Source organism: Streptomyces sp. NPDC028289 (assembly GCF_055565975.1).
Genome location: NZ_JBVHTI010000010.1, coordinates 247,190 through 266,486 on the forward strand (window position 1 = coordinate 247,190; position 19,297 = coordinate 266,486).

Consider the following 19,297-nt stretch of genomic DNA (forward strand, 5'->3'; position numbering starts at 1 on the left):
TTAGCCGTAGACCGGGCCGGTGTACTTCTCGCCGGGGCCCTGGCCGGGCTCGTCGGGGACGATCGAGGCCTCGCGGAAGGCCAGCTGGAGCGACTTCAGGCCGTCCCGCAGCGGGGCCGCGTGGAAGGAGCTGATCTCGGTCGCGGACGCGTCGAGCAGGCCGGCGAGGGCGGTGACCAGCTTGCGGGCCTCGTCCAGGTCCTTGTACTTGTCCCCCTCCTCGGTCAGACCGAGCTTCACGGCCGCGGCGCTCATCAGGTTGACGGCGACCGTCACGATCACCTCGACCGCGGGGACCTCGGCGATGTCGCGGGTCATCTCGTCGAAGTCGGGCTGCCCGGCGTCACCGGGGCCGGGAAGGGGCGTCTCACTCATGCCCCACACGATAGGCGCAGGGGTGCGGGGGCTCTTACTTAGCCCCAGGTCGTCTCAATTAGCCCTGTCCCGCCTTTGCTGCTAGCCTTGTGAAACGACCGGCCGGACAGGTATGCCTCACAGCTAGCTGAACCGGCCCACAAGTGGAGGCTTCGAACTCCCACCTGACTGCCCCACGGGCGGCGGGTCACCGGTCAGGCGGTCGCTTCGCCGTTCGCGGCGACGGCGTTCCGTCCGATTCTGCGCCCCGCGATCCTCGCGGCGGTGTTCCGGTAGTTCGAGGAGCCCCGCCTGTGATCGTCCGGGGCATTTTTTCTGCTTCGGTGCGGTTAGGTCTTACGGAAACAGACGTTACGCGGCTGCCCGCCAGGCTGTCGTGTGGTGCTACCGAGGAGGATCCATCAGCACCGAGCCCCGCATCAACGACCGGATTCGCGTTCCCGAGGTGCGACTTGTCGGTCCCAGCGGCGAGCAGGTCGGGATTGTTCCGCTTGCCAAGGCGCTGGAGCTTGCGCAGGAGTACGACCTGGACCTGGTCGAGGTCGCGGCGAACGCCCGTCCGCCCGTGTGCAAGCTCATGGACTACGGGAAGTTCAAGTACGAGTCGGCCATGAAGGCCCGTGAGGCGCGCAAGAACCAGGCGCACACGGTCATCAAGGAAATGAAGCTCCGGCCGAAGATCGACCCGCACGACTATGACACCAAGAAGGGTCACGTCGTCCGGTTCCTCAAGCAGGGCGACAAGGTCAAGATCACGATCATGTTCCGTGGTCGCGAGCAGTCCCGGCCCGAGCTGGGCTACCGACTGCTGCAGCGGCTCGCGGAGGACGTCCAGGACCTCGGTTTCGTCGAGTCGAACCCGAAGCAGGACGGCCGGAACATGATCATGGTTCTCGGTCCGCACAAGAAGAAGACCGAGGCGATGGCCGAGGCCCGTCAGGCGCAGGAGGCCCGCAAGGCGGATGCGAAGGCCAACCCCGGCCGCTCGCAGAACGCCGCCGAGGTCGAAGCGGCCGAGGCGCCTGCCGAGGAGCCCGCCGAGGCGTGATCCCGGGGTCAACGCCCCAGGTCAGCACCAGGGGCGCGAGTCCCAGGACGTAACCGATACAAGAGCGACGTTCCACCGTGCCCGGTTTCACGACCGGGCACCGGAACGCCACCGACGAGGAGATAACGGCGCTATGCCGAAGAACAAGACGCACAGCGGTGCCAGCAAGCGCTTCAAGGTCACCGGCTCCGGCAAGGTCCTGCGTGAGCGCGCCGGCAAGCGCCACCTGCTCGAGCACAAGTCGTCCCGTGTGACGCGTCGCCTCACCGGCAACGCCGAGATGGCCCCGGGTGACACCGCGAAGATCAAGAAGCTTCTCGGCAAGTGACACGCGGGCGCCTGCCGGCGCCTGAGTCAGCAGTACCGGGACCCAGTCGTTTCCGGGCCGCGTGAGTCCAACCGCGGCCCCGCTACAAGGAGTTAAAAAGTGGCACGCGTCAAGCGGGCAGTCAACGCCCACAAGAAGCGCCGGGCGATCCTCGAGCAGGCCTCCGGCTACCGCGGTCAGCGTTCGCGCCTCTACCGCAAGGCCAAGGAGCAGGTCACCCACTCGCTGGTCTACAACTACAACGACCGCAAGAAGCGCAAGGGCGACTTCCGTCAGCTGTGGATCCAGCGCATCAACGCCGCTGCCCGCGCCAACGGCATCACCTACAACCGCTTCATCCAGGGTCTGAAGGCCGCGAACGTCGAGGTCGACCGCAAGATCCTGGCCGAGCTGGCGGTCAACGACGCGAACGCGTTCGCCGCGCTCGTCGAGGTGGCCCAGAAGGCGCTGCCGTCGGATGTCAACGCCCCCAAGGCGGCGTGACGCCGCGCTGGCTCTAGGCCGACGTGACTGAAGGACCCGCAGGCTTCATGGCTTGCGGGTCCTGCTGTTGCCGCTCGCTGCAGCCGGTCCTTCGGCCGCGGGCCGGTGGGGGCTGGTCGCGCAGTTCCTCCCCCAGCCTTCGGCCGGGGGTACCCCCAGGGCGGCACGGGTGGGCGCAGCGGAACCCCGCCAACGCGGGCAAGCGAAACTGTCGGCCCGGCGGTAAGAAAGTTACTGATGTCTCCGAAGGTGAACGACAACATGCCCACCCCCGAGCTGATCTCCCCCCGTTCCGCGCGTGTCTCCGCTGCCCGGCGGTTGGGGCGGCGGAACTTCCGGGGGAAGGAGAGGCTGTTTCTTGCCGAGGGGCCGCAGGCCGTGCGGGAGGCGGCGGGGCATCGGGTCGGTGACACGGCGACGCTCGTCGAGCTGTTCGCGACCGTCGAGGCCGCGGAGCGGTACGCCGACATCATCGGAGAAGCGCGGACCGCCGGCGCCCGGATCCACCTCGCCGCCGAGGACGTCATCGCCGACATCTCCACCACCGTGACACCCCAGGGGCTCGTCGGCGTGTGCCGGTTCCTGGACACGCCGTTCGAGGAGATCCTCACCGCCCGCCCCAGGCTGGTCGCCGTCCTCGCCAACGTCCGCGACCCCGGCAACGCCGGCACCGTGCTGCGGTGCGCCGACGCCGCCGGGGCGGAGGCGGTCGTACTGACCGACGCGTCCGTGGACCTGTACAACCCGAAGGCGGTCCGGGCGTCCGTCGGCTCGCACTTCCACCTGCCCGTCGCCGTCGGCGTCCCCGTCGAGCAGGCCGTGGCCGGGCTGAAGGGCGTCGGTGTGCGCATCCTCGCCGCCGACGGAGCCGGGACCGACGACCTCGACGACGAACTCGACAAGGGGACCATGGGCGGCCCCACCGCCTGGGTGTTCGGGAACGAGGCCTGGGGGCTCCCGGAGGAGACCCGCGCGCTGGCGGACGCCGTCGTGCGCGTCCCGATCCACGGGAAGGCCGAGAGCCTGAACCTCGCCACCGCCGCCGCCGTATGTCTCTACGCATCGGCCCGTGCACAGCGCGCCTCCGGAGGGTGCCGTTCCGTCACCGAGAGCTAGTAGGGTGACCAGCTCGGGGGCCTGCTGCGCCGTCTGAGAGGTGGAGTACGGGGTATGAGTGTCGGCACCAGCAACGCGCCGGGGGGCCGCGGCACCGGTCGGGTGCCCGCACCCCGGCACGGCGACCTCACCGGGCTCGGCATCGACCCCGACGAGCTGCCCGACGGCCTGGTGGTCGCCGACGAACACGGTCTCGTCGTCTGCTTCAACGCCGCCGCCGCCCGCATCACCGCCACCGCCCCCGCCGACGCCCTCGGACAGCGCCTGGAGAAGGCCCTGCCGTTAGAGGACCTGGAGGGGCGGCGCTGGTGGCAGCTCACCGATCCGTACGGCGGTCTCGCCATCCGGGTCGGCCAGCCCGAGCGCAACCTGCTGCTGCCCGGTGGACGGGAGGTGCTGGTGTCGGCCCGGTACGTGCGCGCCGAGCCCACCGGGCCCGTCCGCCGCGTCGTCGTGTCGCTGCGGGACACGGAAGCCCGGCGCCGTACCGAACGCAGTCACGCCGAGCTGATCGCCACCGTCGCGCACGAGCTGCGGTCGCCGCTCACCTCCGTCAAGGGGTTCACGGCCACCCTGCTCGCCAAGTGGGAACGGTTCACCGACGACCAGAAACGGCTGATGCTGGAGACGGTAGACGCCGACGCCGACCGGGTGACCCGGCTCATCGCCGAGCTGCTGGACATCTCGAGGATCGACAGCGGGCGGCTGGAAGTGCGCCGGCAGCCTGTCGACATAGGCGCGGCCGTCGGGCGGCACATCCAGGCGTACGTCGCCGCCGGGCAGCCCGCGGACCGCTTCCTGCTCCGCGTCGAGCAGCCGCTGCCCGCGCTCTGGGCCGACCCCGACAAGGTCGACCAGGTTCTCAGCAACCTCATCGAAAATGCCGTGCGGCACGGCGAGGGAACCGTCACCATTGACATCACGGCCACGGCGTCCCCGCGCGAAGGGGACGGCCATGAGAACGCAGCCGCCACGTCGGTCACGGTGAGCGACGAGGGGCCGGGCATCCCGGAGGAGTCCATGAACCGCGTCTTCACCCGCTTCTGGCGGGGCAGCAAGCGCGGCGGCACCGGCCTCGGGCTGTACATCGTCAAGGGCATCGTCGAGGCCCACGGCGGCACCATCACCGTCGGACGCGCCCCCGGCGGCGGTGCCGAGTTCCGATTTACGTTGCCCGTGAGCGCGCCGGCGTATCTCGCCTGACGGCCCACGGGCTCTTCGTATACCTCCACCCCGTTAGACTCGGCCTTTGGCACCTTTGTGTCCTTCTCACGGCCCACCAACGGTCTCGGGGACCTACAGCCAGCCAATCGGAAGCACGGGAAGAGATGTCGGCACCCAATAAGTCGTACGACCCTGTCGAGGTCGAGGCGTTGAAACCGGAAGAGATCGAGCGCATGCGGGACGAGGCGCTCGCCGCCTTCGCCGCCGCGGGCTCCCTCGACGCGCTCCAGGAGGCCAAGGTCGCCCACACCGGCGGCACCTCCCCGCTGGCCCTCGCCAACCGCGAGATCGGCGCCCTGCCCCCGCACGCCAAGGCCGCCGCCGGCAAGCTGGTCGGCCAGGCCCGCGGCGCGGTGAACAAGGCCCTCGCCGGCCGCCAGGAGGAGCTGGAGGCCGAGCGTGACGCCCGGGTGCTGGTCGAGGAGGCGGTGGACGTCACACTGCCCCACGACCGCGTCCCGGCCGGCGCCCGCCACCCGCTGACCACTTTGTCCGACCGCATCGAGGACATCTTCGTGGCCATGGGCTACGAGGTCGCCGAGGGCCCGCAGGTCGAGGCCGAGTGGTTCAACTTCGACGCGCTCAACATCGGCCCGGACCACCCGGCCCGCGGCGAGGCGGACACGTTCTTCGTGCAGGGCCCCGAGGGCGGCACCGAGTCCGGTGTCGTGCTGCGCACCCACACCTCCCCGGTCCAGATCCGCTCCCTGCTCGGCCGCGAGCTGCCGGTGTACGTGATCTGCCCCGGTCGCGTGTACCGCACCGACGAGCTGGACGCCACGCACACCCCGGTCTTCCACCAGGTCGAGCTGCTCGCCGTGGACGAGGGCCTGACCATGTCGGACCTCAAGGGCACCCTGGACCACATGGTCCAGTCGCTGTTCGGCGAGGGCATGAAGACCCGGCTGCGGCCGAACTTCTTCCCCTTCACCGAGCCCAGCGCCGAGATGGACATGCTGTGCTACGTCTGCAAGGGCGAGTCCGTCGGCAACCCCGACCGCCCCTGCCGTACCTGCTCCTCCGAGGGCTGGATCGAGCTGGGCGGCTGCGGCATGGTCAACCCGCGGGTGCTCACCGCCTGCGGCGTCGACCCGGAGAAGTACAGCGGCTTCGCCTTCGGGTTCGGCATCGAGCGGATGCTGATGTTCCGCCACAACGTCGAGGACATGCGAGACATGGTCGAGGGTGACGTCCGGTTCACCCGGCCGTTCGGGATGGAGATCTGATGCGGGTCCCGCTTTCCTGGCTGCGGGAGTACGTCGACCTGCCGGCCACCGAGACCGGCCGCGACGTGCAGGCCAAGCTCATTTCGGGCGGTCTGGAGGTCGAGACCGTCGAGCAGCTCGGCGACGGCCTCAAGGGCCCCCTGGTGGTCGGCCGGGTGCTGACCATCGAGGAGCTGGAGGGCTTCAAGAAGCCGATCCGCTTCTGCACCGTCGACGTCGGCACCGCCAACGGCACCGGTGAGCCCCAGGAGATCGTCTGCGGCGCCCGCAACTTCGCCGTCGGCGACAAGGTCGTGGTCGTGCTGCCGGGCGCGGTGCTCCCCGGCGACTTCGCCATCGCCGCGCGCCAGACGTACGGCAAGACCTCCCACGGCATGATCTGCTCCAGCGGCGAGCTGGGCATGGGCGACGACGGCACCCACGGCATCATCGTGCTGCCGCCGGAGACCGAGGTCGGCAGGGACGCCATCGAGCTCCTGGAGCTGGTCGACGAGGTCCTGGACATCGCCGTCACCGCCAACCGCGGAGACTGCCTGTCGATCCGCGGCGTGGCCCGCGAGGCCGCCATCGCGTACGGCCTGCCGCTGCGCGACCCCGCCCTCCTCGACGTGCCGGGACCGAACGCCTTCGGCTACCCGGTCCAGGTCTCCGACCCGCTCGGCTGCGACCGCTTCACCGCGCGCACCGTCACCGGCCTGAGCCCCGAGGCCCGCTCCCCGATCTGGCTCCAGCGCCGCCTGCAGAAGGTCGGCATGCGCCCGATCTCCCTCGCGGTCGACGTCACCAACTACGTGATGATGGAGCTCGGCCAGCCGCTGCACGCCTACGACCGCAAGCTGGTCCAGGGCACCATCGGCGTCCGCCGCGCGGCCGAGGGCGAGAAGATCGTCACCCTCGACGGCACCGAGCGGAAGCTGCACGCCGAGGACCTGGTCATCACCGACGACCGCGGCCCGATCGGCCTCGCGGGCGTCATGGGCGGCGCCAACACCGAGATCGCCGACCACGCGGACGTGGAGAACGCCACGACCGACGTGGTCATCGAGGCGGCCCACTTCGACGCCGTCGCCATCGCGCGCACCGCCCGCCGTCACAAGCTGTCCTCGGAGGCCTCCCGCCGCTTCGAGCGCGGTGTCGACCCGCAGGCCGCGCCGGCCGCCGCGCAGCGCACGGTCGACCTGCTGGTGCTGCTCGCCGGCGGCACCGCCGAGGCCGGCGTCACCGAGGTCATCGCGCCGTCCGCGCCGCACACCATCACGGTCGCGGCGGACCACCCGGACAAGGTCGCGGGCGTCGAGTACGGCCGCGAGACCGTCGTCCGCCGCCTCCAGGAGGTCGGCTGCGACGTCTATGGAAATCCTGCCGCGTGGAACGCGTCGTTGGGGGGTGGTGATCGGGCGACGGGTGGGCAGGACGAGCTGATCGTCACCGTTCCGTCCTGGCGGCCCGACCTGCTCGAACAGAACGACCTGGCCGAAGAGGTCATCCGCCTGGAGGGCTACGAGAACCTGCCCTCCACGCTGCCGAAGCCGCCGTCCGGCCGGGGCCTGACCCACCGGCAGCGGCTGCACCGCCGGGTGGGCCGCGCGCTCGCCGGGGCGGGCTACGTCGAGGCGCCGAACTACCCGTTCGTCAGCGAGCAGGTCTTCGACCAGCTGGGCCTGGCCGTCGACGACCCGGCCCGCCGCGTCGTCCGGCTGACCAACCCGCTCAACGACGAGGAGCCCGCGCTCCGCACCTCGCTGCTGCCGGGCCTGCTCGGTGCGCTCCGGCGCAACGACGGCCGCGGCGCGCACGACCTGGCGCTCTTCGAGACCGGCCTGGTCTTCCTGCCGCGCGCGGAGCAGGGCATCGCCGGTCACCTTCCGGTCGACCGCCGCCCGACCGACGCGGAACTCGCCGCGCTCGACGCCGTGCTGCCCGAGCAGCCGCGCCACGTCGCCGTCGTCCTCGCGGGCGCCCGCGAGCAGGCCGGCTGGTGGGGCAAGGGCCGTCCGGCCGACTGGGCCGACGCGGTCGAGGCCGGGCGCGCGGTCGCGCGTGAGGCCGGGGCCGAGCTGATCGTGCGGTCCGGGCAGTACGGGCCGTGGCACCCCGGCCGGTGCGCCGAGCTGGTCGTCGTGGCCGACGGCGCGGAGCGGGTCGTGGGCCACGCCGGTGAGCTGCACCCGCGCGTGGTCAAGGCGCTGGGGCTGCCCGCGCGCACCTGCGCGATGGAGCTGAACCTGGACGCGCTGGAGCAGGTCGGCGACGGCACCCCGCAGGCGCCGAGCATCTCGACGTTCCCGGTGGCCACGCAGGATGTCGCCCTCGTGGTGGACAAGCCGGTGCCGGCCGCCGATGTCGAGGCCGCGCTGCGCGAGGGGGCGGGTGAACTCCTGGAGGGGATCCGGCTGTTCGACGTGTACGTCAACGACGAGCAGCTCGGCGACGGGAAGAAGTCGCTGGCGTACGCGCTGAGGTTCCGGGCCGGTGACCGAACGCTGACCGTGGACGAGGCGTCGGCTGCGCGGGACGCGGCCGTTGCCCTGGCGGGGGAGCGTACGGGAGCGGTGCTTCGGGGCTAGTTGCCGAAGGGGGAGCTGTTGTCGGCCGGCTGCGGGTTGTGTGTGGCTGGTCGCGCAGTTCCTTCCCCAGCCTTCGGCCGGGGGTACCCCCAGCGTCCCTGACGGGGCACGTCCCCGACGGGCGCCTACAAGTACTGCCACCTGCATAAATGCGGGAGCCTGGTTGATCGTCACTCATTTGGGTGAGATCCAACCCGGACATGACCTTTCCGGGGCATCCCGTCGACAGAATCGGACCGGCCTTTCGGGGTCGGTCCGTCTGTTCTGTCAGGGCCTACATGGGGGCCATCGGCATGATCCGCATCAAGGCTGGGGTTCCCCGCGGCAGGCGGCCCCGGACGCACTCACGGCCCAGGCGCCGTGCCCTCGCCCTGGGGTTGCCCACGGTGTGGGGCGCCGTCGCGGTCGGCTACAAATTCGGGTGCCCGCTGGCCGAGCAGCACGAGCTCGGTGCGCGGATCGTCACCAGCGCCGTGTTCTTCGCCGTCGGCACCGGGCTGATACTCCATGTCCGCCGTGCCCTGCTAAGGGAGTTGCGGCAGGCCCGCATGGTCGCGGGCGCCGCGCAGAGCGTGCTGCTGCGGCCGTTGCCGCCCCGGCTCGCCGGGCTGAACGTCGCCGCCGCCCAGCTCTCCGCCGACCGGGGCGCGAGCATCGGTGGCGATCTCTACGAGGCCGTCGCCACCGAACACGGCGTACGGGTCGTGATGGGCGACGTACGCGGGCACGGACTGGCGGCGATCGGTACGGTCGCCGCGGTCCTCGGCAGCTTCCGGGAGGCCGCCCACGACGAACCCGAACTGGGCCGGGTACTCGGCCGCCTCGACCGCGCCCTCGCCCGGCACCTCCGAGAACGAGCCCGGTCCGAGCACCCGTCGAGCGGCCTGGACCCGGACAGTCCGGTGGCCGAGGAGTTCGTCACCCTGCTGCTCCTGGAGATCGCGACGGACGGCGGGCTCAGGGCTTTCAACTGCGGCCATCCATGGCCGTACCTGATCAGTGGGTCAAGGGTCGAACTGCTCTCTCGGGCAGACCCGCTGCCGCCCCTCGGGCCGTTCCCGCTGCCGTCGGACCTCGCCGCTACGTCCTGTGGCCATCTGCTCGCCGACGAGTCCCTGGTCCTGTACACGGACGGTGCCGAAGACGCCCGAGACGCCCGAGGCCGCTTCTTCTCCCTGCCGGAAGCCTTGGCGGCAGCCGTGCGAAGCCGCCCGGTCTCGCCTCAGAGCATCCTCCGTACGGTCTTCACAGGCCTGCTCCAGCACACGGCGGGCCGCCCCACCGACGACATCGCCCTCCTGGTGCTACGCAACGAACGCACGCACCAACATGCCTGCCTGGGGGCGCGGGGAACTGCGCGATCAGCCCCCACCCACCCGCAGCCGACAACGCACGGCTAGTCCCCGCACGTCGACCGAGCCAACGGCCAGGCCACCGCACTGTACGAGGGGGAGCCGGCGGCCCGGCCGGCCTCTTGCGAGGCAATTCAGTCAACCGGCCCGACACGCTCCGCGACAGTGCGCGCACGCTGAGGATTCGCGCACTTCGTTCACACCCCGTGTGAACGCACCCGCACTACGCTGACGGCACCAGGCCACTCGGGGGGCATCCATGCAGCCCAACTCTCTGCTCGACGCGATCCTGGACGAGGCGGGGATCTCGCACGCCGGACTCGCCGCCCACGTCAACCAGGCGGGCCGGGCCCGCGGACTCTCGCTGCGCTACGAACACACCGCCGTCGCCCGGTGGCTGAAGGGCCAGCGGCCGCGCGGCCAGGTGCCCGACCTGATCTGCGAGGTGCTCGCGGCCCGCCTGCACCGGCCGGTCACCCTCGACGACATCGGCCTCGGCGTACCCGGCGAGCCCAGCGTCCCGCACGCCACCTCGCTCTCCGGCTTCGTCGAACGGGCCACCGCCCTGTGGCGCTCCGACGAACAGCAGCGCCCGCACATACTCGGCGCCCCCGCCGTCACCGGCACGCCCGCCGTGATGCCGGTGTGGGAGTGGGAGAACCCTCCGGAGGACGTCGACGTCTCGCGCGGCGGGCGGCACCGGGTCACCCCGGCCGACCTGGAGATGCTGCGAGCCGCCCGGGCGCACTACGAGCAGATGTACCGCAAGGCCGGCGGCATGGCCACCCGCACCCGGATCGTCGGCTTCCTCAACGCCGAGGCGGCGCCGCTGCTGCGCGGCAGCTACACGGATGCCACGGGCCGTCAACTGCACCGTGCCACCGGGGGACTGGTGGCGATCGCCGGTATCTGCGCCTACGACTCCGACGCCCACGGCCTCGCCCAGCGCTACTTCCACCAGGCGCTGCGCCTGTCGAAGGCCAGCGGTGACCGGGGACTCGGCGCGTACGTCATCGCGCTCCTCGTCAACCAGGCCCTGTTCATGCGGGAGTTCCGGCAGGCCGTCGCGTTCGCGGAGGCCGCGTTGCGCACCGCGGGCAAGCACATCACCCCCGCCCTCGCCTCCGATCTCTACGCGATGCAGGCCAAGGCGTACGCCCACCTCGGCGACGGCACGAGCGCGCTGTCCTGCATCCGACGGGCCGAGACGGCCGCCGAACGCATCCGGCGGGGCCACGAGCCCGACGAGACCGGCTATGTCCAGCCCGGCCTGGTCAACGTGCAGGTGGCCGAGGCGCTGCTCAGCCTCGGTGAACTCGCCGCCGCCCGGGAGCATGCCGCGGCCGCCGTCGACAACCCCGCCCACGACCGGGGGCGGGTGCACCGGCTCGCCATGCTGAGCACCATCGAACTGCGCCAGGGAAACGCCGAGAACGCGGTGGCCACGGCCGTGCAGATGGCCGAACAGGCCCGCGGGATGGAGTCGCAGCGCCTGCGCGACAGACTCCGCGCGGTACGCGAGCACCTGGTGCGCAGCGGCGGTTCCGGAACCGCCGAGGCCGCCGAGTTGATCGACGGCGCACTGCGCGTACCGCTCTAGGCGCGGTAGGCCTTCAGAGCCGCTGCTGCGATATTGCCACTTACTCGGCGGAAGGTGGCAGAACCGTGCAGTGGACGAAACAGAACGAACAAACTGTGTATGAAAACCGCTGGTTCAGCGTGAATCTCGCTGATGTCGAGCTGCCGGACGGCCGGCACCTCGACCACTTCCTGATACGGCTGCGGCCCGTGGCCGTGGCGACGGTGGTCAACGAGGCGGGCGAGGTCCTCCTCCTGTGGCGCCACCGTTTCATCACCGACAGCTGGGGCTGGGAACTCGCGGCGGGAGTCGTCGAGGACGGCGAGGACATCGCCGTCGCGGCCGCCAGGGAACTGGAGGAGGAGACCGGCTGGCGGCCGGGAACCCTGCACCATCTCATGACCGTGGAGCCGTCCAACGGCCTCACCGACGCCCGGCACCACATCTACTGGTCCGACGAGGGCGAGTACGTCGGACACCCCGTGGACGACTTCGAGTCGGACCGCCGGGAGTGGGTCCCCCTCAAGCTCGTCCCGGACATGATCGCCCGCGGGGAGGTCCCGGCCGCCAACATGGCGGCCGCGTTACTCCTGCTGCACCACATGAGGCTCGCCGACGACCGGAGCGCGCTCTAGCGGGCCAGCGCCTGCCAGACCGTGACGATCAGGGCGCCCACTGCGGTGAGCGCGGCGAGGGAGGGCAGGGGCCAGCGGGCGTGTTCCAGCGAGGCCAGGCGGGTGTTGAGCTCGTCCAGTTCCTTGGCGGTCTCCTTGGTGCGGTGGCTGAGCAGGTTCAGCCCTCCCTCGACCTGGGCGTAGGCCACATCGAGGCGACGACGTAACTCTGCGAGTTCTCCTTGGACCACGGGATGCTCCGGTTCGGTGGTCACGGGTCCGCTCCTTTGCGTGATCGAGGGTGTGGTTCCGCATCCCTTTGCATGCGCATGAAGAGTGAACTCGCCTGGTGAGCGCGTGGGGAGAGTGTGCGAAGGGCATATGCGTGCCCGAGTTGCACACGGAGTGTGAAACACGCGGGCCCGGCACCGAAGCAGGTGCCGGGCCCGTGGAGCATCGCTCCCTGTAGTCGGCCGGGTGTGTCAGCCGGGTGTGATCAGCCGTACGTGTAGAAGCCGGAGCCGGTCTTCCGGCCGAGGCGGCCCGCCTCGACCATGCGCTGGAGCAGCGGGGGAGCGGCGTACAGCGGCTCCTTGTACTCGGCGTACATGCTGTTCGCGATGGAGACGATGGTGTCCAGGCCGATCAGGTCGGAGAGCTTCAGCGGGCCCATCGGGTGGGCGCAGCCCATCTCCATGCCGTTGTCGATGTCCTCGCGGCTCGCGATGCCGGACTCGAACATTCGGATGGACGAGAGCAGGTACGGCACCAGCAGCGCGTTGACCACGAAGCCGGAGCGGTCCTGGGCGCGGATCGCGTGCTTGCCGAGCACCTTCTCGGCGAACATCTGGGCGCGGCTGAGGGTGCCCTCGGAGGTGGTGAGCGCCGGGATCAGCTCCACCAGCTTCTGCACCGGGGCCGGGTTGAAGAAGTGGATGCCGACGACGTGGTCGGGGCGGGAGGTGGCGACGGCCAGCTTCACCAGCGGGATCGAGGAGGTGTTGGAGGCCAGGATCGCGTCCGGGCGGGTCACCACCTGGTCGAGCACCTGGAAGATCTCCGTCTTCACCTGCTCGTTCTCGACGACGGCCTCGATCACCAGGTCACGGTCGGCGAACTCGCCGAGGTCCGTGGTGAAGCTGAGCCGGGCGAGCGTGGCGTCCCGCTCCTCCTCGCTGATCTTGCCGCGCTCGGCGGCCTTGGCCAGGGAGTTGTGCAGCCGGGTGCGGCCGATCTCCAGGGCCTCACCGGTGGTCTCGGCGACCCGCACGTCCAGTCCGGCGCGGGCGGCGACCTCGGCGATGCCCGCTCCCATCTGGCCGCAGCCCACGACTCCGACCTTCTCGATGTCGGTCACATCGTCCCCTTCGCTGATCTACGAGCGGCCGGCAGGACCTCCGATCCGGCGCCTGCTCCGTTCGAGCACGTTACCCGTAAGTATCGATGATCGATCGTCCGGGTGCGGGCATCCTGTGCCGCGGAGGCGATCCGTGACCTCGCGGATCCGGAGAGTGAGAGGCTCTTACGATGGCACGAGTGTCTCGCAGGGCGTTCGCGTTGGCGGCCCTGTCCGTGCTGGCCTCGGCGGCACCCGGCGCGGCCGCGCCGTCGGGACGGCCGCCGCGCCGGGCGGTCACCGAGATGCGCGGCATGTGGCTCGCGACCGTCTCCAACCGTGACTGGCCCTCCCGCACCGGACTGTCGGGGTCCGCCCAGCGCAAGGAGCTGACCGCCCTCCTCGACCAGGCGGTCGACCACCGGCTCAACGCCGTGATGTTCCAGGTACGACCCACCGCCGACGCGTTCTGGCCCTCGCCCTACGAGCCCTGGTCGCAATATCTCACCGGCACCCAGGGCAAGGACCCCGGCTGGGACCCGCTGGGCACCGCCGTCAAGGAGGCCCACGCCCGGGGCCTGCAACTGCACGCCTGGTTCAACCCCTACCGGATCGCCAACCACACCGACCCGGGCAAGCTGGTCGCCTCCCACCCGGCCCGCAAACACCCGGACTGGGTGGTGCGGTACGGCGGCAAGCTCTACTACAACCCGGGCATCCCGGCCGTCCGTGCCTTCGTGGAGCAGGCGATCCTCGACGCGGTCGCCAAGTACCCCGTGGACGCGGTCCACTTCGACGACTACTTCTACCCGTACCCGGTGGCCGGCCAGACCTTCGACGACGACGACGCGTACGACACCCACGGCGGCGACTTCTCGTCCCGGGCGGCCTGGCGGCGGGACAACATCGACAAGCTGGTCACCGAGACCGCCGCCGGGGTGAGCAAGCTGCGGCCCGGCACCCGGTTCGGGATCAGCCCGTTCGCGGTGTGGCGCAACGCCGCCACCGACTCCCGCGGCTCCGACACCAAGGCGGGCGTCGAGACGTACGACGACCTGTACGCGGACACCCGGAAATGGGTGCAGAAGAACTGGATCGACTACATCGTCCCGCAGGCGTACTGGCAGATCGGCAACACCGCCGCCGACTACGCCAAGGTGGTCGACTGGTGGGCGGACGTGGCCAAGGGATCAGGGACGCGGCTCTACATCGGCGAGGCGCTGTACCAGGCCGGGGCCGCCGGTGCCGCCGCGGCCTGGCAGGACCCGGCCGAGCTGTCCCGGCACCTCACCCTGGCCGGTCGGTACGCGCAGGTCGGCGGGCATGTGTACTTCGCCGCGAAGGACGTTTCCGCCGACCGGATCGGGGCGCTCGCCCGGGTGGTCGCCGACCACTACAAGCAGCCGGCGACCCCACCGAGCTGACCTGCGCCCCGCAGGGGCGCTGGGGGTCCCCCGGCCGAAGGCTGGGGGAGGAACTGCGCGCCCAGCCACAACGGCGCCGCAGCCAACCGACGGCCCGTCGCGGCACTACCAGCGGAGCGCTACCGCTGTTCGTGGATCTCCCGGTGCCTGACCTGACAGTCGGGACCGGGGGACATGATGGCCTCGTGCCCGTCCTCGAAGCGGACCCGGTAGGGCGGGCTGCCCTCGGGACCGAGTACCTGGACGACTTCCGAGACCTGGTCGTGCTGTCCGACCACCCTGCCGTGCTGGACAAGCTGGTCGCCCTCGGATGCACGCATCTCCAGGGCCTCCTCACGATCGCGATCGTTGGGTGACGGCGATGCACACGAGCACGGCGGCGGCCGTGAGTGGAGCGGCCGCGGTGAGGTGCTCGCCCAGCAGCAGCACCGACCACACCAGTGTGAGCAGCGGCTGGGCCAACTGCAACTGGCTGGCCTTCGGAATGCCGACGGCCGCCATCCCCCGGTACCAGACCACCAGACCGAGGAACTGTGATCCCGCCGCCACCCACAGCACACCGGCCACCCCGTGCGCGTTCCAGACGACCGGCTCGTACGACAGCGCGATCACGGCGGCCGGCACGGTCAGTGGCAGGCAGCCCACCAGCGCCCAGCCGATGACCTGCCAGCCCGGCATGAGCCGGGCCAGCCGGCCGCCCTCGGTGTAGCCGGCCGCGCACACCACGAGGGCCGCGAACAGACAACCGTCCGCGGAGGTGAGCGCCCCGCCGCTCTGGGCGACCGTGAACGCCAGCACGGCCGCCGCACCCGCCAGGGCCGCCGCCCAGAAGGTACGGGAGGGGCGGATGCCCATGCGCAGGGCCGAGAAGAGGGCGGTGGTCAGCGGGAGCAGGCCGACCACGACGGCCGCGTGCGAGGTGGTGGAGGTCTCCAGGGCGAGCGTGGTCAGCATCGGGAAGCCGAGCACGACCCCGGCCGCGACGACCGCCAGCCCCGCCCAGTGCCTGCGCTCGGGCAGCCGTACCCGCAGGAACAGCAGGCAGCAGCCCGCCATGGCCGCCGCGAGCACGCTGCGCACCGCCACCAGCGCCCACGGCCCGAAGCCCTCCAGTCCCCAGGCCGTGGCCGGGAAGGTGAGCGAGAAGGCGACGACACCGAGCGCGGCCTGGAGGGTGCCGAGCCGTTGGGAGGAGTGGGCGGCCGGGGAGGTGGCCGGGGGAGTGCCCGGGGCGTCGACCGGTGGCGTGCCGACCGCTATCGAAGTCGGGCTGGTAGCGCTACTCTCTACTTTCATGCAAGAGCGTAGCAGTGTCGCGGAACTGGCGGAACAGCTGCGGCGGGACCTCAACCGCTACTCACCTGGTGGAAAGCTCCCGTCGAGCCGGGCCCTCGTCGAGCGGTTCCGGGTGAGCCCGGTGACCGTCTCCCGGGCGCTGGCCCAGCTGGTCGCGGAAGGGCTGGTCGTCACCCGGCCGGGCGCCGGCGCGTTCAAGGCGCCGCCGCGCAGCGCGGCCGAGCCCACCGGGGACACCTCCTGGCAGGAGGTGGCGCTCAGCGCCGACGGCGCCCTCGACGTGGTCCCGCGGACCGTCGACGCGTCCGGGGTCACCGTGTGCCTCGCCGCCCCACCGCCCGGCGTGCTGGAACTCAGCGGCGGCTACCTGCACGCCTCCCTGGAGCCCGAGCGCGCGATGGCGGCGGCGCTGGCGCGGGCCGGCCGCCGTCCCGGCGCCTGGGGCCGGCCGCCGCTCGAAGGCCTCCCCGAGCTGCGCGAGTGGTTCGCGCGGGACATCGGCGGCGCGGTCACCGCGGCCGAGGTGCTGATCGCGTCCGGCGGCCAGTCCGCCCTGGCCACCGCCCTGCGCGCACTCGCCCCGCCCGGTGCCCCGGTCCTGGTCGAGTCGCCCACCTACCCCGGCATGCTCGCCATCGCCCGCGCCGCCGGCCTCCGCCCGGTCCCGGTCCCGGTCGACCCCGACGGTGTGAAGCCCGCCCTCCTCGCCGATGCCTTCCGGGCCACCGGCGCCCGGGTCTTCGTCTGCCAGCCCCTCTTCCAGAACCCGACCGGCGCCGTCCTGGCCCCCGACCGCCGCGCCGAGGTGCTGCGCATCGCCCGCGAGGCCGGCGCGTTCGTGATCGAGGACGACTACGTGCGACGGCTGGTGCACGCCGACGCCGGCCCGCTGCCCCGCCCGCTGGCGGCCGACGACCCCGACGGCGTCGTCGTCCACGTCGGCTCGCTCACCAAGGCCACCTCGCCGAGCTTCCGGGTGGCCGCGCTGGCCGCCCGCGGCCCGGTCCTGGAACGGCTGCGCGCCATCCAGATCGTCGACACCTTCTTCGTCCCCCGCCCGCTCCAGGAGGCCGCCCTCGAACTCGTCGGCTCCCCGGCCTGGCCCCGCCACCTGCGCAACCTCGCCGCGGAGCTGAAGGCCCGCCGCGACATCCTCACCGGCGCCCTCGCCCACGACATCCCCGAACTCGTCCTCCCGCACATCCCCTCCGGGGGCTACCACCTCTGGCCGCGCCTGCCCGACGGCACCGACGACACCACCCTGACCGCCGCCGCCCTGCGGGCCGGGGTCGCCATCACCCCGGGCCGCCCGTACTTCAGCGCCGAGGCCCCGGCCGCCCACGTCCGCCTGAGCTTCGCCGCGGTCGCGGGGGCCGGGGAGATCCTGGAGGGGGTACGACGGCTGCGGGCCGCGTGCGACGAGGTGCTGCGTCCCAGGCCCTGAAATCCGATCGACGCCGGCGCGCCCGACCGGCGAGGATCCCCGCATGAGCGACGCACCCGGCCTCCCCGAGGGCTACGAGTTCTCCGCCGACACCGACCGCGTGGACGTCGAGCGTGTCCACCGCTGGCTGTCGACCGACGCCTACTGGGCGACCGGCCGCCCGCTGGACCAGCAGGAGCGCGCGATGGCGGGCTCGCTCAACTTCGGGGTCTACGACACCCCCACCGGGGAGCAGGTGGCGTACGCGCGCGTGGTGACCGACCATGCGCTGTTCGCCTGGCTCTGCGACGTCTATGTCGACCCCTCGGTGCGCGGCAAGGGCGTCGGTACGGCGATGGTCGGCGCGGTCCGCGAGCACCTGCGGCCGTCTGGCGTGCGACGCGTGCTGCTGGCCACGCACGACGCCCACGGGGTCTACCAGAAGCTCGGATTTGCCCCGCTCGAACGCCCGGACCAGTGGATGGCGCTGTACTACACGTCGCCCGAGTGACATTCCGGCCGACTTGTCGGACTCCTCCTGACCTTTGAGTAACATTTCCTCCACGTCCGCCAACTCACCGCCCAATCGCCCTTGACCTGCGCACATGCGCGTCACACCATCGCCGCATGCCACTTCGGGTCACGTTCGTCGCGTCCGCGCGCAGCTCGCCGCTGCTCGCGGAGCGCTTCCAGGACGACCGCCCGCTGGACCAGGCGGGCTGGGACGAGGTGCAGCGCGTCGCCGGTGAGCTGCTGCCTCTCGCGGCGGCGGAGCTGCGCTACTGCTCGCCGACTCCGCGCAGTCGCGCGACCGGCGACGCCCTGGGGTACGCCCCGCTGGTCCAGCTCGCGCTGCGCGACTGCGACATGGGCCGCTGGCGCGGGCTGACGCTGGGCGAGGCGATGGCCAGGGAGCCGGACCAGGTGGACGCCTGGCTCTCCGACCCGCTCGGTGCCCCGCACGGTGGCGAGTCGCTGCTGGCGTTCATCACCCGGGTCGGCGGCTGGCTCGACACCCGCCCCGTGGGCGACGGCGACCGTATCGTCGCCGTCGCCGAGCCCTCGGTGATCCGGGCCGCCCTCGTCTACGCCCTCAAGGCACCGCCCGCGACCTACTGGAACATCGACGTACGCCCGCTCTCCACGACCACGGTCACGGGCCGCGGCGGCCGCTGGAACCTGCGCTTCGACCCGGCGTCGACTCAGACCTCCCACACGTAGGCGCTCCGCTGGGGGCGCCGAGTTCGGCCGTCGGCCGGCTGCGGCGCCGTCGTGGCTGGTCGCGCAGTTCCCCCCGCCCCTTCGGGGCGCGCTGAAGTGCAGGGGCGCTGTCTTGGAGGTGCTGGGTTGGGTTGTCGGTCGGCTGCGGCGCCGTCGTGGCTGGTCGCGCAGTTCCCCGCGCCCCTTCGGGGGCGCACTGAAGGGGCGCTCAGTGCCGGCGTGTGTAGTCGGTTGTGAGGACCAAGTCCTTTGTCGGGCCGGCCACGCGCCACACCGTGCGCCAGTGGTCGGGATCCTGGACGGTGAACTCGCCGCGGTAGAGGTCGGCGGCGCAGGGGTGGTCGGCGATGTGCCGGCCCGTGGTCAGGTCCAGGTCGTGGAAGGGGCGCTCGTCGGCGAAGCGTACGTCGGCCGTGCCGGGGCGGTGGCCGGGCAGGAAGCGCAGGGTGCGTTCGGCGGGCCGGGTCACGCCCTGCCAGGTGAACGTGCCCGACTCCTCGTGCAGCAGGCCGCCGCCGTCCAAGGGCCGGAACAGCGTGGCCCCCTCGAAGCGGCCCTCGGCCCCGCTCGCCAGATCCCGCACGGTCCGGTCCACCCGCCATCGGCCGGCCAGGTGAGCCAGGACATCCGCCACCGGCCAGAACTCGCCCACGGTCATCCCTTCGTCGGCCCCCGAGCCTACGCC

General features: G+C 71.6%; 20 protein-coding genes. 14 read left to right on the plus strand and 6 right to left on the minus strand.

All coding sequences use genetic code 11. The annotated features are described in order from the left end of the window. The gene (locus ACZ4UV_RS43540; RefSeq protein ID WP_217550395.1) at positions 1 to 375 is read right to left on the minus strand and encodes a DUF1844 domain-containing protein; all 375 of its coding nucleotides are present in this window, start codon (positions 373 to 375) and stop codon (positions 1 to 3) included. Positions 376 to 751: 376 nt separating this feature from the next. Between ACZ4UV_RS43540 and infC the strand changes: the two genes are divergently transcribed. The 10 genes from infC (at position 752) to ACZ4UV_RS43590 (ending at position 11,933) form a co-directional block, all read left to right on the plus strand. After that, entirely contained in the window at positions 752 to 1,423 is a 672-nt protein-coding gene (gene infC / locus ACZ4UV_RS43545; RefSeq protein WP_351499651.1) for a translation initiation factor IF-3, read from the plus strand. 133 nt (positions 1,424 to 1,556) lie between these two features. Continuing rightward, positions 1,557 to 1,751, plus strand: coding sequence for a 50S ribosomal protein L35 (gene rpmI / locus ACZ4UV_RS43550; RefSeq protein WP_046726698.1), 195 nt, complete (start codon positions 1,557 to 1,559; stop codon positions 1,749 to 1,751). A 99-nt stretch (positions 1,752 to 1,850) separates the two neighbouring features. Further along, complete coding sequence (rplT, locus tag ACZ4UV_RS43555) at positions 1,851 to 2,234, plus strand: 50S ribosomal protein L20 (RefSeq protein WP_006141703.1); 384 nt, start codon at positions 1,851 to 1,853, stop codon at positions 2,232 to 2,234. A gap of 261 nt (positions 2,235 to 2,495) precedes the next feature. After that, positions 2,496 to 3,350: a TrmH family RNA methyltransferase gene (locus ACZ4UV_RS43560; protein WP_390046364.1), complete on the plus strand. Its 855-nt coding sequence runs from the start codon at positions 2,496 to 2,498 to the stop codon at positions 3,348 to 3,350. 54 nt (positions 3,351 to 3,404) lie between these two features. After that, positions 3,405 to 4,553 carry a sensor histidine kinase gene (locus ACZ4UV_RS43565; RefSeq protein ID WP_451018764.1) on the plus strand — a complete coding sequence of 383 codons (1,149 nt, stop codon included), beginning with the start codon at positions 3,405 to 3,407 and terminating at the stop codon, positions 4,551 to 4,553. A gap of 125 nt (positions 4,554 to 4,678) precedes the next feature. Further along, the gene (gene pheS / locus ACZ4UV_RS43570) at positions 4,679 to 5,800 is read left to right on the plus strand and encodes a phenylalanine--tRNA ligase subunit alpha (protein WP_451018763.1); all 1,122 of its coding nucleotides are present in this window, start codon (positions 4,679 to 4,681) and stop codon (positions 5,798 to 5,800) included. Next, positions 5,800 to 8,367, plus strand: a complete 2,568-nt coding sequence (gene pheT / locus ACZ4UV_RS43575) for a phenylalanine--tRNA ligase subunit beta (RefSeq protein ID WP_451018762.1) — start codon at positions 5,800 to 5,802, stop codon at positions 8,365 to 8,367. Before pheS ends, pheT begins: the two co-directional genes overlap by 1 nt. Before the next feature lie 293 nt (positions 8,368 to 8,660). Then, positions 8,661 to 9,767 carry a PP2C family protein-serine/threonine phosphatase gene (locus ACZ4UV_RS43580; protein WP_451018761.1) on the plus strand — a complete coding sequence of 369 codons (1,107 nt, stop codon included), beginning with the start codon at positions 8,661 to 8,663 and terminating at the stop codon, positions 9,765 to 9,767. Positions 9,768 to 9,978: 211 nt separating this feature from the next. Further along, positions 9,979 to 11,319, plus strand: coding sequence for a transcriptional regulator (locus ACZ4UV_RS43585; RefSeq protein ID WP_351499663.1), 1,341 nt, complete (start codon positions 9,979 to 9,981; stop codon positions 11,317 to 11,319). 65 nt (positions 11,320 to 11,384) lie between these two features. After that, the gene (locus ACZ4UV_RS43590) at positions 11,385 to 11,933 is read left to right on the plus strand and encodes an NUDIX hydrolase (protein ID WP_390046277.1); all 549 of its coding nucleotides are present in this window, start codon (positions 11,385 to 11,387) and stop codon (positions 11,931 to 11,933) included. Here the strand turns inward: ACZ4UV_RS43590 and ACZ4UV_RS43595 are convergent. Together ACZ4UV_RS43595 and ACZ4UV_RS43600 are read right to left on the minus strand one after the other, a co-directional pair. Continuing rightward, a complete protein-coding gene (locus ACZ4UV_RS43595) occupies positions 11,930 to 12,187 on the minus strand; it encodes a hypothetical protein (RefSeq protein ID WP_451018760.1) in 258 nt (85 codons plus the stop codon). The genes ACZ4UV_RS43590 and ACZ4UV_RS43595 overlap by 4 nt on opposite strands. Positions 12,188 to 12,408: 221 nt before the next feature. After that, a complete protein-coding gene (locus ACZ4UV_RS43600) occupies positions 12,409 to 13,269 on the minus strand; it encodes a 3-hydroxybutyryl-CoA dehydrogenase (RefSeq protein ID WP_390046280.1) in 861 nt (286 codons plus the stop codon). Between the two features lie 170 nt (positions 13,270 to 13,439). Between ACZ4UV_RS43600 and ACZ4UV_RS43605 the strand changes: the two genes are divergently transcribed. Further along, positions 13,440 to 14,672 carry a glycoside hydrolase family 10-like protein gene (locus ACZ4UV_RS43605; RefSeq protein ID WP_467845957.1) on the plus strand — a complete coding sequence of 411 codons (1,233 nt, stop codon included), beginning with the start codon at positions 13,440 to 13,442 and terminating at the stop codon, positions 14,670 to 14,672. Positions 14,673 to 14,791: 119 nt separating this feature from the next. On the opposite strand, the gene ACZ4UV_RS43610 is transcribed toward ACZ4UV_RS43605, so the two are convergent. Both ACZ4UV_RS43610 and ACZ4UV_RS43615 read right to left on the minus strand, forming a co-directional pair. Further along, positions 14,792 to 14,992 carry a DUF1918 domain-containing protein gene (locus ACZ4UV_RS43610; RefSeq protein WP_388920174.1) on the minus strand — a complete coding sequence of 67 codons (201 nt, stop codon included), beginning with the start codon at positions 14,990 to 14,992 and terminating at the stop codon, positions 14,792 to 14,794. 13 nt (positions 14,993 to 15,005) lie between these two features. Beyond that, positions 15,006 to 15,968 (minus strand): DMT family transporter, encoded by a 963-nt coding sequence (locus ACZ4UV_RS43615; protein ID WP_467845960.1) that lies wholly within the window; start codon positions 15,966 to 15,968, stop codon positions 15,006 to 15,008. Between ACZ4UV_RS43615 and ACZ4UV_RS43620 the strand changes: the two genes are divergently transcribed. The 3 genes from ACZ4UV_RS43620 to ACZ4UV_RS43630 all read left to right on the plus strand — a co-directional run bounded on the left by ACZ4UV_RS43620 (position 15,967) and on the right by ACZ4UV_RS43630 (position 18,612). Then, positions 15,967 to 17,412 (plus strand): aminotransferase-like domain-containing protein, encoded by a 1,446-nt coding sequence (locus ACZ4UV_RS43620; protein ID WP_467845964.1) that lies wholly within the window; start codon positions 15,967 to 15,969, stop codon positions 17,410 to 17,412. The genes ACZ4UV_RS43615 and ACZ4UV_RS43620 overlap by 2 nt on opposite strands. Before the next feature lie 43 nt (positions 17,413 to 17,455). Then, positions 17,456 to 17,902: a GNAT family N-acetyltransferase gene (locus ACZ4UV_RS43625; protein WP_467845969.1), complete on the plus strand. Its 447-nt coding sequence runs from the start codon at positions 17,456 to 17,458 to the stop codon at positions 17,900 to 17,902. A 116-nt stretch (positions 17,903 to 18,018) separates the two neighbouring features. Beyond that, positions 18,019 to 18,612, plus strand: coding sequence for a histidine phosphatase family protein (locus ACZ4UV_RS43630; RefSeq protein WP_451018755.1), 594 nt, complete (start codon positions 18,019 to 18,021; stop codon positions 18,610 to 18,612). 208 nt (positions 18,613 to 18,820) lie between these two features. Here ACZ4UV_RS43630 and ACZ4UV_RS43635 read toward each other — a convergent pair whose 3' ends face one another. Beyond that, entirely contained in the window at positions 18,821 to 19,264 is a 444-nt protein-coding gene (locus ACZ4UV_RS43635; protein ID WP_451018754.1) for a DUF6314 family protein, read from the minus strand. Positions 19,265 to 19,297 lie beyond the last annotated feature (33 nt).

Bases quoted from the DNA above. Each gene is read 5' to 3' on its own strand.
- rpmI (WP_046726698.1), top strand. From the start codon at position 1,557: ATGCCGAAGAACAAGACGCACAGCGGTGCCAGCAAGCGCTTCAAGGTC.
- ACZ4UV_RS43630 (WP_451018755.1), top strand. From the start codon at position 18,019: ATGCCACTTCGGGTCACGTTCGTCGCGTCCGCGCGCAGCTCGCCGCTG.
- ACZ4UV_RS43540 (WP_217550395.1), bottom strand. From the start codon at position 375: ATGAGTGAGACGCCCCTTCCCGGCCCCGGTGACGCCGGGCAGCCCGAC.
- pheS (WP_451018763.1), top strand. From the start codon at position 4,679: ATGTCGGCACCCAATAAGTCGTACGACCCTGTCGAGGTCGAGGCGTTG.
- ACZ4UV_RS43620 (WP_467845964.1), top strand. From the start codon at position 15,967: ATGCAAGAGCGTAGCAGTGTCGCGGAACTGGCGGAACAGCTGCGGCGG.
- ACZ4UV_RS43585 (WP_351499663.1), top strand. From the start codon at position 9,979: ATGCAGCCCAACTCTCTGCTCGACGCGATCCTGGACGAGGCGGGGATC.
- ACZ4UV_RS43565 (WP_451018764.1), top strand. From the start codon at position 3,405: ATGAGTGTCGGCACCAGCAACGCGCCGGGGGGCCGCGGCACCGGTCGG.
- ACZ4UV_RS43560 (WP_390046364.1), top strand. From the start codon at position 2,496: ATGCCCACCCCCGAGCTGATCTCCCCCCGTTCCGCGCGTGTCTCCGCT.
- pheT (WP_451018762.1), top strand. From the start codon at position 5,800: ATGCGGGTCCCGCTTTCCTGGCTGCGGGAGTACGTCGACCTGCCGGCC.
- ACZ4UV_RS43625 (WP_467845969.1), top strand. From the start codon at position 17,456: ATGAGCGACGCACCCGGCCTCCCCGAGGGCTACGAGTTCTCCGCCGAC.
- ACZ4UV_RS43610 (WP_388920174.1), bottom strand. From the start codon at position 14,992: ATGCGTGCATCCGAGGGCGACCAGCTTGTCCAGCACGGCAGGGTGGTC.
- ACZ4UV_RS43605 (WP_467845957.1), top strand. From the start codon at position 13,440: ATGGCACGAGTGTCTCGCAGGGCGTTCGCGTTGGCGGCCCTGTCCGTG.
- ACZ4UV_RS43615 (WP_467845960.1), bottom strand. From the start codon at position 15,968: ATGAAAGTAGAGAGTAGCGCTACCAGCCCGACTTCGATAGCGGTCGGC.
- ACZ4UV_RS43580 (WP_451018761.1), top strand. From the start codon at position 8,661: ATGATCCGCATCAAGGCTGGGGTTCCCCGCGGCAGGCGGCCCCGGACG.